Below are 12663 nucleotides of genomic sequence, written 5' to 3' on the forward strand. Positions count from 1 at the left end.
CCACACCTATCTAAGCCAAATTGGTTTAAAAAGGTTGCTCATTTAAAAAACTCGTCTAATGTTCCCTTTCTCGCTTTTTTCTTTTCTTTGACGTTAGGAAGTTCTACACCGAAGTGCTGATAAATCTTTTCAAGGATTCCGACTCCAATGCCTTCTACTCTCAGAAGTTCACTGGGCTTTGCCTTTATTATGTCCTCTACGCTCTTAAAGCCCGCATTGTAAAGGGCTCTCGCTCTCTTCCTTCCTATCATGGGGAGGCTTGTAAGTTCAAGCAGCTCTTCCCTTACACCGTATTTAACCCTCAAGTGGAGCCGCTTTAGGAAGTCGAGGACTTCCATCTTAGGATTCGAAAGCTTGTACAGTTCAATTAGGGAATACATGAGCCAATCCGCTAGCTCCAGTATCCTGTAGAGGTCGCCGGCGTCTATGTCATAAACTTCCAAGATTTTTGTCTCCGGCACCTCGTTAATCCAATCCAAGAGCATTTTTGCCGTCTTTACCTCCCCAAGGAACTTCTCAAATTTGTAATCCTCCCAGTAGGGGATATCCTGGTAAAGATAACCCTCCATCTCATAAGCGTAGTCAAGGATGTCCTCCTGCTCTTTACGCCTTATCCTTAAAGATGCCATGTCTGGAGTTGAGGCTAAGAGGTGGAAAATTCCAAGTGCATTTGGATTCTCTTCGAGCTTTCCAAAAGCGTCTCTGAACTTTTTAGCCGTTAATGGGTCAAGATACAGCTGGGAAGTCCTTATACCAAATGGTAGGGGCACAAACTGGTCGTTTAGATCAATGTCAATAAACTCATTTTCAAGCAGGAAGTAAACGATATCCTTGGCCTTTCCCTCAAGGGCTTCAAGGTTCTTCCTCTGGTGGTAGTAGAACGTCTTTTCCAGGAATTCTATGAGCTCTTTAAAGTTTCTGACCCCGAAGTTGGTTATTAGGGCAAGGACCTGGCTTCTGAATGAGGCTTCATTGGAGAGCATTGAAAAGAGCTTCTCCGGCTTGCCGAAGATGTATTTTTTCATTAAATCTTCCGGTTTTTCAGTTTTTGCCACTATTATTGCCTGGCCTTCTTTGTCGTATTTAGGCCTTCCAGCTCTGCCCATCATTTGCTGTACTTCCAAAACCGGTATATCGCTCCATCCGAAGTTTGAATAGCGCTTGGTGTCTCTAATTATGACGCGATACGCGGGCAAATTCACGCCGGCAGAGTTGTGCACCACAAAGCCGACGCTGTAGCTCTCGTCCTCTTCAACTTCGAGGTTGTAAACCTCTCCAGAGTAGTCTTCTTCCTCTATCGAATGAACCTTTAGGAGGAGGTATTTGTCCCAAATCTGGTTCTCATTATACTCGCGATTGTCCTTAGGCGGAGCTTTAAAACCGAGCTCCTCAAGAAGGGCATTATCGGCGAGTGTGATTGTATAAACAGGTTCTTCAGCTTTGCCAGTTACATCAACAGAAGACACATAGCCAAGAGAAGCAACTAACAGCTGAATCTGGTAGGCTATGCTTGGGGACGTTGTTCTTATGTTTACTCCTTCACTCCCATCAATAAGCCCCCATAATAAGCCCAATCTAACCTCTCTATTCTCGTTGAACAGCAGAGCATTGGGGATTTTTCTTTGGTGTGCTTCGTTACCTATGTTCTCCAGTAGCCATTCTGCAAAATGCTTGTCCCGTAAGTGTATCTCTCCTCCTTCAACCTCTGTTTTTGCATGGGGAAAGTATTTTGCTGTGGCTTTCATCAAAAAGTCTGCTATCTCATCCCTCTGCTCTTTTATCGTGAACTTTACCACCCCGTTCTTTGATGCTAAGCCTTTCGCTGTCCATAGACCAATTAAGCGGGCGGTTTCAAGGTTAAGCGGAAGGCATTTGGAGGCGTTTTCTTTGTTATCATTGTTGTTCTCCAGCGGGATTTTGTCAACTTTGATAGAAGCTTCCGGAATCGGCTGAAGAAGGGCGTAGGAAACTTTCGGATCCTTTTCGGACTCAAGCTTTTCTTTTAGCTCTTGAGCAGTTAACCAACTTGGCCCTTCAAATACAACCCCTTCTTTTTGTTTTATCTGCTTAATCACCCAAATTCTGTGCTCTGGAGTTACCTTTACTGGGATGGTTCCACAAGCTTTTATCACGAGGAGTTTGCCTTTGTGATACCGCTTTAACGGTTGGATTACCTTCTTAAAAGCTCCAGTGTGAGTTAGAACTTCATCCCCTTCCTTTAGCTCTGAAACCTTCTTTGCACCGTTCTTGGTTATCACGTATGTGTGAGGATGCATGCAGAGGGTTGGGGTGGCAGTAATTACCTTTATGAGCCCCTCTCTAAAGGCATCTTCCACAATAGACCGCTCCTCTCTGCTCAAGCCTGCATGATGAAATGCAACTCCCTTTCTTAAGGCTTCTTTAAGTCTATCATTGGTAAGTTCATCTGCCAGTTGGTTAAGCTTCCTTTCTTCGGGCTTGCTCAGAAATCTTCGAACTTTCCCACCTAATAGGAGAGCCTCCTTTTCGGCACTCCTTCTGGTGTTAACAAAAACCAAAGCCTGCTTATCCTTCTTCAAAACGTCGATGATAAGTGAATCCCACTGGCTCGGGAATTTCTCAATTTTCCCATCTTCCCAGAAAAGCTGTCCGTGGTAGAAGACACCTCTCTTCAGCTTTACGGGGCGCCATTCACTTACCACTAACTCTGCATTTAACCATTCCGCAAGCTCTTCAGCATTTCCAATGGTTGCGCTTAATCCTAAAATTTGGGCCTTGTTCATCATATGAGAAAGAATCATTTCCAACGTGGCCCCTCTATCGTATGACCCGAGAAGATGAACTTCATCCGCAACTATAAGCTTGACATCCCTTATCCATGGGGATTTGTGGCGGAGAAGGGAGTCGAATTTTTCCGACGTTGCTATGATAATATCATATTTCCCAAGCCATTCATCTGCACTGTCGTAATCTCCGGTTGTCATCCCTACCCTAATTCCAAGCTTTTCCCAGAATTTGAATTCTTTGTATTTCTCTTCAGCGAGCGCTTTTAAGGGGACGAGATATACTGCTTTTCCTCCCTCTTGAAGGATTTTGTTTACCATTACTATTTCCGCAACAAGGGTTTTGCCAGAGGCGGTTGGGATAGAAAGAATTAGATTTCCTCCTTTGAGTACTTTAGTTCTCAATGCTTCTTCTTGAGGGGGATAAAGCTCCTCTATGCCTCTTTCTTTTATCAATTTTATGATCCTTTCATCGACTCCCAGTGATTTAAGTTCCTCTACCCTCATGCCTATCACCCCAAGTAAAAGAAAAGCGTTTATATAGCTTTTTGAACTACCAGTTTCCATGAGGATTGAAGTGCCGTATCTCGTCTTCGAGGTAAAAGGAAAGCGCTTTATGATAGACGCCTATTTTTCCAGAAAAGTTGAGAAAATAGAACATGTCAGCGTTCTTATTAGGAAATTCGACAGCACTTTACCAAAAGAAGCTGAAAATCCGCTTCCAAGGCTGATTAACGAGGAAACTCTTGAGGAATTCCTTAAGAGGACTTTTGAAAAAATATACGAACTTTCGGGAAGAACGCTCGATGAGAGGCTCAGACATATGCGAAAGTGGAACGTGCTTAGGATTCTCGGAATTCCCACTGGATTTCATAGACATAAAGAGAAGGATGAAACGCTTGCAAAAGAAAATCGGGAGGCATTATTGGCACTGTCGCTTCTTCAGGAAGTTTTAGGAGTTAAGAGTCCAGCTGAGCTTAGGGACTTAAAATTACACCCAGTAGAATGGAGGTACTATGCGATGGAGCTCAAAGGTGATGAAATACATAACGAAAAAGGAAAAAAGGATCCCATATATACAGAGCTTTTAAAGCGAGATGGCGGCTTTAGGCAAGCATTCTATGCTTTGGAATACAGCCAGCAGGCTACATAGTGATCCTGTTCTACTTCCGCTAATGGTGGTTCTTCTTTGCTACAAATCTCTTTTGCATATGGGCATCTTGGGTGGAATCTGCATCCTGAGGGTGGATTTATTGGGCTTGGAGGTTCACCAGTAATCTTTTTCCTCTTTGCTTTTAGCTCCTTAGCCAGCTCAGGATCGGGGACTGGAATTGCAGAAAGCAAAAACTGGCTGTATGGATGTAAGGGATTCTCGAATATTTTGTCAGCCGGGCCAATTTCAACGAGCTTTCCAAGATACATCACTCCCATTCTGTGGCTCATATACTTAACTACTCCAAGATCGTGGGAGATAAAGAGGTACGTGAAGCCGAATTCTTGCTGGAGGTCTTTTAGGGTGTTTAATATGTTCGCCTGCACTGATACATCAAGTGCTGAAGTTGGCTCATCCAGCACGATAAACTCCGGCCTTAGAGCTAACAATCTTGCCAATGCAATTCTTTGCCTTTGACCGCCGCTAAACTCATGCGGATAGCGGTAAAGGTGCATCTCATTTAGTCCGACGCTTTCAAGCAACTTTATTACAAACTCTTCCGGGTCGTCCACATGAATTCCATGGAATCTTACAGGCTCCATTATGATTTCGAATACAGTTTGTCTCGGGTTCAGGGAAGAGTAAGGGTCTTGAAACATTATTTGAGCCTCTCTGCGGAATTGCTTGAGTTCGTCTCCCTTGAGCTCCATTACGTTTTTTCCCTTGAAGAGTACTTCACCGCTTGTTGGTTCTATAAGGCGAAGAATGGTTCTTCCAGTTGTGGTCTTTCCACATCCGCTTTCTCCTACCAGACCGAAGGTTTCCCCTTTGTAAATTTCAAAGCTTATGTCGTCAACTGCCTTGACATACCCTTTGGTGAAAAATAATCCTTTAACTGGGAAGTATTTCTTCAGATGTTTAACTTCAAGTACTTTCTCCATGTTCCCACCTCAGTAAAGATGACATGCAACAAAGTGTCCATCTTCTATTTCAACTAATTCGGGAACTTTTTTCTTGCAGACTTCCTTTGCATAGGAGCATCTTGGGTGGAACCTACAGCCTCCGGGAGGAGTTATCAAGTTGGGCACTGTACCGGGAATTGCTTCTAGGCGTTCAATTTTTGTCATCGGGTTTGGAACGGCTTTCAATAGTCCCTTAGTGTATGGGTGAAGTGGGTTCTTGAAAATCTGTTCTACACTCCCTATTTCGACTATCTTTCCTGCGTACATCACCGCTACTCTATCGGCGGTTTCAGCAACCACACCTAGGTTGTGGGTAATCAGTATAACTGTTGCACGATACTTTTCTTTCAGACTGTTTATCAAGTCCAATATCTGAGCTTGAACCGTAACGTCCAAGGCTGTTGTGGGTTCATCGGCAATGAGAATCCTTGGGTTGTTTGCAATTCCAATACCAATGACAACCCTTTGCTTCATTCCACCGCTTAATTCGTGTGGATAGTTGTGAACTCTTTTTTCTGGATCTGGGATTAGAACGGATTTTAGTATATCAACGGCTTTTTTAATGCCCTCTTTTATGTTTTTAACCCTTTCATGAACTTCCATACCCTCTGCTATTTGATAGCCGACAGTATATAGTGGATCAAGGGAAGCATGTGGATCTTGGAAAATATAGGCTATCTCACTTCCTCTTATTTCTCTAATCTCTTCTTCACTGAGCTTTAGAAGATCAATAGGGCCTTTGTCAGAGTAGTAAATAACTTCTCCATTTACTATTCTTCCTGGACTTTCTATAAGCTGAGTTAGGGCTCTCGATGTTACGCTCTTTCCGCAACCTGTTTCTCCTACTAGGGCGAAGGTCTCCCCTTTATAGACATCGAAGGACACATTCTCAATTGCTTTTACTACTCCTGCATAGGTGTAAAAGTGAACACTCAAGTTCCTAACTTGTAGTATTGGTTCAGGCATTTTCTTCTCCCTCCTTCTTGCTCTTTTTAACTTTGAACTCTATGCTTCTTCTCATCTTTGGATCCAAGACATCTCTAAGGCCATCTCCAAGCAGATTCCATCCTAACACTACAAGCATGACTACCAAACCTGGATAGAACACTAACCACCAAGCCTGTGGGAAGTATTGAGCTCCATCGTACACTATTCTACCCCAGTCTGCAATCGGTGGTGTTGCACCCAATCCTAAGAAGCTTAGTCCAGCCTCCATTAAAATTACGCTACCGAAATCGAGTGTTATGTATACCAGAATCGGCCCAATAATGTTCGGTAGGATGTGCTTAAACATTATTGTCCACGAACTTAGGCCAATAGCCCTTGCAGCTTCGATATACAGCTTTTCTTTCTCGGTAAGTGTTGAACCCCTTGTGATTCTTGCATAGACAGGCCACCATACTATTGTTATTGCAAGTATAACAGAAAGTAGCTTTCCTAAATTTCCAGCCTCTCTTGTGTCTAGGGCAAATATCCAGAGGGCAAACTTCTGAAGGAGTGCATAACTTTCTATAAATTCTTGTATCCTTTCGGGGAGCACAGCGGATAGGGCGATGGCTAATATGAGTGGGGGAAATGATAAGAACATATCAGTTATACGCATTAGTAATTCATCGATTTTCCCACCCTTGTATCCTGCAAGTAAACCTAGAATTATTCCAAGAGGTACACCTAGAACCATAACTATTATTGAAACAACAAAGGATGTTCTAGCACCACTTAAGATTAAGCTTAGCAAGTCTCTTCCAAAGTGATCAGCACCGAGAGGGTATGTTATTGTGGTATTTGCAAACTCTAGGTATGCTTTACTCCCGGGAGGTGCTAGAACTACTTGACTATAGTTTGATGTATAGAGGGATGGGAAAAAGTTGTACCTCCAAGTAGCAAGTCTTGGTCCAAAAATTCCGAGGAAAATATAAACTACAACCAAGAACATACCAATTAAAGCTGGAGGGGATCTATTTAGTGCGTAAAGCATTAATCTCCATTCTTCCATTTTGGATTTGTTCTTAACTTTCCAGTCTTTTTTGAATAGAGTTATGAATGAAGCGATACCATAGACTACCTTGTCAGCAATTTTATCAAATATGTTCTTTTTATATTCTTCTTGCATTTCTCTCCCCCCTAATACCTAACCCTTGGATCTATCACGGCATATAGAATGTCCACCACGAGGTTCACCGTTACGTATATCAAAGCATAGATGAACGTTATTGCCACTATAACTGGAAAATCAAGATTTTTGATTGATTGAATAGCATAACTTCCTATTCCAGGAAGCGCAAATACTGTCTCAGTAATAGGGGTCCCTCCAAGCAAGCCTCCAAACTGTAGTCCAACCACAGTGACTATAGGTACTAAAGCATTTTTGAGTGCATGCCTGTAGATTCTGAGCTTGGGCATACCCTTCGCTTTTAGGAATTCTATGTAGTCTCCGCTTATTGCTTCAAGGAAGGAGTTTCTAACAAACCTTGCCACAACTCCAGCTCCTCTAAATCCGAGCACAAACCCAGGAAGCCAGAATCTTGCCAAGTGTTGTTTAAATAGGACAAAATCTCCCGTCAAAAGAGCATCAATTATGGGAATATGAGTTATTTGGGTGGCTGGAGTAGGGGGTATTCCAGCAAGATTTGTTATTCTAAACTTCACGAAGAATATAAAGATTAGAAGATATCCTAACCAGAATACTGGAGTAGAAACTCCAGTTAATGCAAAAATTCTAACAATTGTGTCTACAACACTATTCCTCTTTAAAGCAGAGAGTAAACCTAATGGAATCCCAATAATAAGATTAAACCCAAACGCGATTATAGCTAATTGAAAAGTCACGGGGAAACGGTCTCTTATATCATCAAGCACTGGATTTGATGTTCTCGGGTCTATGAGAGTGTTGGTTGCTATTCCCTTAACTAGAAAGACATACTGCTTGTACCAAGGATCGTTTAGGTGGTATCTCTCTCTTATCTTCTCAACTGCCTCGGGGGATATTTTTTCTCCCCCGGCCCATGCTTTTGCAGGGTCAGCAGGGATTACATATGCTATTAGAAAGACTATCAACGTGATTCCAACTATTGTAGGGATAAAAGTTAGGACTCTCCTTATTAAGAATTTTTTGAGTTCAGCCATTTTCCCCCCTCCAGTATAATTTTTTCTTTGTATGCTCCTGGTTGCGAGGATTAACCAACAAATAAAGAGTTAAAAAATAAAAAGAAATAGACTTCAGGATCCCTCTACTACCTCAACTTCAATCTTACTGAACTCTGTTTTACCGTAAAGCCTTGGTCCAACCCAATTGTCTGAATCAAGGTAGTCTGGGGCCCATCCAAGTACACAAACGTCGTACTCTCCTTTGTAGACCTTGCTGAGGAACACTGGCCACTCATAAGCTCCCACTGTAACTTGGAAGCCAAGTTGACTCCATACATTTTGTAGTAGGGTTGCAATCTTCTCACGAGCAGCATTCCCTGCGTTATAGATAATTTCAATCTTATAGTCGCTTGGGTTGATCCCAGCCTCTTGCAAGAGTTGTTGTGTTTTAGCTGGGTTATACTCATACTTGATAATCCCATATTCAGTGTATCCTGGCCATCCTTTTGGTATGTGGCCCCAGTTCCTCTCGAGTAATCCAGAGTAAACTACTTGAGCGATTTGATCATATGGAACGGCATAGGCCAAAGCTTGTCTAACCTTTACATTGTTAAATGGTTCTTTGTGATTGTTGAGGATTACGAATTGCATGGATGGGTCTAGAATACTAGTGTCAACAACTGATTTGAAGCCTTTGAATTCAAGCTCTTTAACGTCGTTAACTCTCTCAGGTGGAATTTCAACGTGATCAACAGTTCCAGTTTGGAAAAGTTGAAGTCTTGACACAGCGTCATCGTTTGTAATGTAAATAACTCTCTCATGACCAGGCTTTATGCTCTTGTCCCAGTAGTAAGGATTGCGTTCAAGCACGATGTAGGCGTTTTCTTTGTACTCTTTAACGTAAAATGGCCCGGTTAAAACTGGCTTCTTATGCATGAGTTGGTGAGTTGGGTCTTGTTCCCCTTCTTCTACATATGCTTCCCAAGCATCAGGATTCTTTCCATTGTTAGAGGCTTTCAATGCTTCTTCATACTTGTCACCAAGAAGGTACTCCATTGGAACTACTGAGAGGAATGGATCTGCTAATATACCGAGAATTGCCGCATATGGTGCTTTAAGTACTAGTTTGTAAACTCCAGCGGTCTCTCCATTGTAACCAAATGCATTTAGTAAGTCTTGAAGGGACTTAACTTCGACAGTTTTTCCGTTGTATTCAGCGATAAGTTTCTTGCTCTTAATAACCTCCTCAAATTCTGTCTCAGTTAGGGCTTGTGACTTGCTAACGTCCATAAAGTCACTAACCATCCAAGAGGCACTATAGCCAAGTCTTTGGACACGCCAGATGCTAAATGCCACATCAGTCGCATCAATCGGATATGTCTTGTCATTCCACGGATCATAAGCAACTACTCCACCTCTAATAACGAAGTACCATTCAGTACCATCCTCGTTGTGAGCCCAAGCAACAGCTAAGTCGGGGGTCACTTTTTCGGTTTCTTCCTTCCAGTAAGTAACCAAAGTATTGCCAATCTGATGTAAGATTTCCCATCCAAAAGTTTCATATGTCCAAGCGGGGTCAAAGCTTTTAGGCCATCCAAAGGTACCTATAACATAGGTTTGAGCGTCGTTCTTGTAGTCACCGATTCCAATTGGGACACTTGGAGCGTTGGGGTCTTCCCATATGAGATCATACCTCTCGTTTCGAAGAGTTGGGTGATAGTACCTGCCCTTGACCCACTCCCAGTATACACGTACTAGCTTAGGTTGTCCAATAGGTATCTCAGGAATAAGTCTATTTCCAAGAATATAGAGAGCCTTGAATATTTCGGTTCTTATCTCAGGGTTAGTCTCTCTTCTTGCAGCAATAATAAGAGCGTCTACTGTTGTATTTCTAAAAATTGCACGATTAATAAGGCCCTCTCCAATCTTTAGAATTTCTTCAATAGGTAGAGTCTTAGCTTCATCAACCACATAAGTGACTTTTATTATTTTCTTCCCACTTGGTAAGGAAGCCGGCATTTGTGCTCCTTCTGGACCAACCAATACAACGCTTTTGTCTGTCTCAATTACTTCATAAGTTGGCCCTGTATGCTGGGTTTGTGTTGGAGAACTAGTGGTTTTAGATGGTGTTGTTTGTGTTGGAGAGCTTGTTGTTTGGGTAGTAGTTTCTTCCCCTCCAATACAACCACTTGCCACTACTGCAAAAACTAAAACGCCTATCACTAACAGTGTTGCTAACTGCTTCTTCATTTATACACCCCCACAAAGTATAGCATTAATACTTCTGCTAAGGCTTATTAATAAATTTTTCTGCGTTCATGAATATGCTTGTACATAAAATAGCAAAATATAACTTGGTTGTCCCTTTCTGTTGGTCAATGTCTTTGCAGTTAATAACGAAATAATTTTCGTAAAGCTCTTGGGCATAGATGCGAAAACCTTAAATTATCGGACATCTCTAAAAAGACTGACAACAGAATCTGGTGATGTAAATGGTTAGGGCATACATTTTGTTGACAATCGAAATTGGAAAGGTTGAGAAGGTAATAGAAGAAATAAAAGCAATTCCGGGAGTTTTAAAAGCCGACGCTGTAACTGGCCCATATGATGCAATAGTTGAAATTGAAGCCTCAGACTTGGGAGAACTCACAAGAAAAATCCTACACGACATACACAACATAGATGGTGTAATTGACACAACAACTGCAATAGTTGTAGAAGCAGAAGAGTAAAGTCATTTCTTCCTGTGTGCTTTCCTAAACTCTCTAACCTTTTGTGCTATTAGTTTTAGTGTTTTTGATTTTCCATGTTTGCTTTCGACTATGATTCTACCTCTAACCCGCAACTCCTCCTCTAATCCTGCAAGTCTTGGATTGAGGGCTTCCTTATTGACTTCCACAACGGTAATACCCAGACTCCTGGCTGCGTCTATTATTTCATCTATGTTTGGATTTTCTACCGCAAGGTTCTTTGGAACTTCCCTTCCGTATTTCCTTGAAATCCTTGCATCTATCTCATTTGCCCATATTACGAACTTGCCCATTTTGAACACCTAAAAAGTTTAAAAGCCTTGGCATTAAAAATTCTTTGGTGAGAACATGGAAACGACATCACTTGCGCAGTTTTTAAGAACTCATGTTTCAGCTGGCGATCTCGTTATAGTAGAGTATCCCTCAACATATCCCTTGGAAAATTTGGTCTGGGGAGAGCTTGTTCCATCACTTTCCGGTCATGAGATTTTAATAGATGACTTTTTTGGTGTAGGTGATCTGTTGTTTAGGGACTATATAAGGAAAAGCCCTCCCGAAAAATACAAGCTCTTAATGGAATTAACAAAAAGGATAAAAGCAATAAGGATTGGACCAGGTAGGACAAGTTATGCTTCTATAGTTGAAGAAATACCAACAACGTATGACATTCCCGAATTTATGAAAAATTACTATGATGCTCTGACGAAAATCTCTTCTCCCTCAACAAAGATTGAGTATCTGATGACCCTCGGCATCTCCCAGTATGTCTACTTTGGGGGAGATAGGGCCCTTAGGGCAATTTTATTTACAAGAAGCATGCTCCCATTTGAAGATTGGACTTCTATTTATTTCGTGAACAGTGACATTATGAACAAGCAGCAAATCGCTATCTTTAGGGAGCTTGCAAGCAAGGTGATAAAAGTAAAAAAAGAAGAGCATCATTACAAGCTTGAGATAGAGGAGTAGCCTGGTGGTTAAAATGATAAAAAAAGGAGACAAAGTCGTGCTACTTGACCCCAGAGGAAAAAGATATCTTATAACCGTGAAAGAGGGAGAATTTCATACTGATTTGGGCAAAATAAATCTAGACGAGCTTTTGGGTAAAGAGTTTGGAACCTCTATAGAATCTCACAAAGGATATCAATTCAGGGTTCTTAAACCAAGAATAGTGGATTATATTGACAAGATGAAAAGGGGCCCACAAATAATTCATCCAAAAGACGCTGCTCAAATAGTAGCATTTGCCGGAATCTCTCCCGGAGACGTTATAATTGAAGCAGGAGTAGGGAGTGGAGCATTAACGCTTTTTTTGGCTAACATCATTGGTCCCAATGGAAAAATAATTGGTTACGAGATAAGAGAAGATTTTGCCAAGCTTGCCTGGAGAAACATCGAGTGGGCAGGCTTTGCAGATAGGGTTGAGATAAAGTTAAAAAACATCTATGAGGGGATTGATGAAGAGAACGTGGATCACATTATCCTAGACCTCCCACAGCCAGAAAACGTCGTAGAGCATGCGATAAAGGCGTTGAAGCCGGGAGGATTTTTTGTTGCATACACGCCTTGTATAAACCAGGTTGGCAGGTTGTATAAGAAGTTAAGAGAATACAGGGATCACTTTACGAGGCCAAAAACGATTGAATGTCTGGTGAGGGAGCAAGAAGTCAAGGAGGAGTGCATAAGACCAAGGACGACTATGCTGGCTCACACGGGTTATATAACCTTCGTTAGGAAAAGATAAAGGGACTCTCACCTTGAAGAAGGAGGAGCTTCGTGAGTGAGACGTTATAAGGGAAAAGCTGCGACAATCTTGGCTTGATATTTCATTTTTTCATTCTTGCAAATAAAGTTTATAAGGGCGTTTTCTAAGTTTGAGTAGGCGATGAAGAACTCTAGGGTATCTGAACTGTGATGATGGTCAAACCCTGAGCCGCTAAACGTATAAACCT

Annotated in this window: 10 protein-coding genes and 2 pseudogenes; 4 read left to right on the forward strand and 8 right to left on the reverse strand. The window is 41.8% G+C overall.

Annotated elements, in window-relative coordinates; all coding sequences use genetic code 11:
* Positions 1-38: 38 nt before the first annotated feature.
* Positions 39-1211, reverse strand: a pseudogene (locus NF865_RS10485) (helix-hairpin-helix domain-containing protein); the annotation flags it as partial.
* Positions 1212-2279: 1068 nt separating this feature from the next.
* A pseudogene (locus NF865_RS10490) lies at positions 2280-3269 on the reverse strand (DEAD/DEAH box helicase); the annotation flags it as partial.
* Between the two features lie 58 nt (positions 3270-3327).
* Between NF865_RS10490 and NF865_RS10210 the strand changes: the two are divergent.
* Positions 3328-3915, forward strand: coding sequence for a hypothetical protein (locus NF865_RS10210; RefSeq protein WP_253304590.1), 588 nt, complete (start codon positions 3328-3330; stop codon positions 3913-3915).
* On the opposite strand, the gene NF865_RS10215 is transcribed toward NF865_RS10210, so the two are convergent.
* The 5 genes from NF865_RS10215 to NF865_RS10235 all read right to left on the reverse strand — a co-directional run bounded on the left by NF865_RS10215 (position 3882) and on the right by NF865_RS10235 (position 10214).
* A complete protein-coding gene (locus NF865_RS10215) occupies positions 3882-4856 on the reverse strand; it encodes an ABC transporter ATP-binding protein (protein WP_253304591.1) in 975 nt (324 codons plus the stop codon). The two genes, NF865_RS10210 and NF865_RS10215, sit on opposite strands and share 34 nt — an antisense overlap.
* Positions 4857-4865: 9 nt before the next feature.
* On the reverse strand, positions 4866-5843 hold the full coding sequence (locus NF865_RS10220; RefSeq protein ID WP_253304592.1) for an ABC transporter ATP-binding protein: 978 nt from the start codon (positions 5841-5843) through the stop codon (positions 4866-4868).
* Entirely contained in the window at positions 5836-6990 is a 1155-nt protein-coding gene (locus NF865_RS10225; protein ID WP_253304593.1) for an ABC transporter permease, read from the reverse strand. The genes NF865_RS10220 and NF865_RS10225 overlap by 8 nt, the downstream gene beginning before the upstream one ends.
* A gap of 11 nt (positions 6991-7001) precedes the next feature.
* The gene (locus tag NF865_RS10230) at positions 7002-8003 is read right to left on the reverse strand and encodes an ABC transporter permease (protein WP_253304594.1); all 1002 of its coding nucleotides are present in this window, start codon (positions 8001-8003) and stop codon (positions 7002-7004) included.
* Positions 8004-8096: 93 nt separating this feature from the next.
* Entirely contained in the window at positions 8097-10214 is a 2118-nt protein-coding gene (locus NF865_RS10235; protein WP_253304595.1) for an ABC transporter substrate-binding protein, read from the reverse strand.
* Between the two features lie 242 nt (positions 10215-10456).
* On the opposite strand from NF865_RS10235, the gene NF865_RS10240 reads away from it, so the two are divergent.
* The gene (locus tag NF865_RS10240) at positions 10457-10696 is read left to right on the forward strand and encodes an Lrp/AsnC family transcriptional regulator (RefSeq protein ID WP_253304596.1); all 240 of its coding nucleotides are present in this window, start codon (positions 10457-10459) and stop codon (positions 10694-10696) included.
* Between the two features lie 2 nt (positions 10697-10698).
* Here NF865_RS10240 and NF865_RS10245 read toward each other — a convergent pair whose 3' ends face one another.
* Positions 10699-11007, reverse strand: coding sequence for a signal recognition particle protein Srp19 (locus NF865_RS10245; RefSeq protein ID WP_253304597.1), 309 nt, complete (start codon positions 11005-11007; stop codon positions 10699-10701).
* A gap of 55 nt (positions 11008-11062) precedes the next feature.
* On the opposite strand from NF865_RS10245, the gene NF865_RS10250 reads away from it, so the two are divergent.
* Together NF865_RS10250 and NF865_RS10255 are read left to right on the forward strand one after the other, a co-directional pair.
* Positions 11063-11680, forward strand: a complete 618-nt coding sequence (locus tag NF865_RS10250; protein ID WP_253304598.1) for a DUF257 family protein — start codon at positions 11063-11065, stop codon at positions 11678-11680.
* 13 nt (positions 11681-11693) lie between these two features.
* The gene (locus NF865_RS10255) at positions 11694-12455 is read left to right on the forward strand and encodes a tRNA (adenine-N1)-methyltransferase (RefSeq protein WP_253305678.1); all 762 of its coding nucleotides are present in this window, start codon (positions 11694-11696) and stop codon (positions 12453-12455) included.
* Positions 12456-12663: the final 208 nt, after the last annotated feature.

Source organism: Thermococcus aggregans (assembly GCF_024022995.1).
In the GTDB taxonomy this organism is placed as follows: domain Archaea; phylum Methanobacteriota_B; class Thermococci; order Thermococcales; family Thermococcaceae; genus Thermococcus_A; species Thermococcus_A aggregans.

What these genes read in the sequence shown, in the direction of transcription:
- NF865_RS10210 (WP_253304590.1), top strand. Translation starts at nt 3,328, where the DNA reads ATGAGGATTGAAGTGCCGTATCTCGTCTTCGAGGTAAAAGGAAAGCGC.
- NF865_RS10215 (WP_253304591.1), bottom strand. Translation starts at nt 4,856, where the DNA reads ATGGAGAAAGTACTTGAAGTTAAACATCTGAAGAAATACTTCCCAGTT.
- NF865_RS10220 (WP_253304592.1), bottom strand. Translation starts at nt 5,843, where the DNA reads ATGCCTGAACCAATACTACAAGTTAGGAACTTGAGTGTTCACTTTTAC.
- NF865_RS10225 (WP_253304593.1), bottom strand. Translation starts at nt 6,990, where the DNA reads ATGCAAGAAGAATATAAAAAGAACATATTTGATAAAATTGCTGACAAG.
- NF865_RS10230 (WP_253304594.1), bottom strand. Translation starts at nt 8,003, where the DNA reads ATGGCTGAACTCAAAAAATTCTTAATAAGGAGAGTCCTAACTTTTATC.
- NF865_RS10235 (WP_253304595.1), bottom strand. Translation starts at nt 10,214, where the DNA reads ATGAAGAAGCAGTTAGCAACACTGTTAGTGATAGGCGTTTTAGTTTTT.
- NF865_RS10240 (WP_253304596.1), top strand. Translation starts at nt 10,457, where the DNA reads ATGGTTAGGGCATACATTTTGTTGACAATCGAAATTGGAAAGGTTGAG.
- NF865_RS10245 (WP_253304597.1), bottom strand. Translation starts at nt 11,007, where the DNA reads ATGGGCAAGTTCGTAATATGGGCAAATGAGATAGATGCAAGGATTTCA.
- NF865_RS10250 (WP_253304598.1), top strand. Translation starts at nt 11,063, where the DNA reads ATGGAAACGACATCACTTGCGCAGTTTTTAAGAACTCATGTTTCAGCT.
- NF865_RS10255 (WP_253305678.1), top strand. Translation starts at nt 11,694, where the DNA reads ATGATAAAAAAAGGAGACAAAGTCGTGCTACTTGACCCCAGAGGAAAA.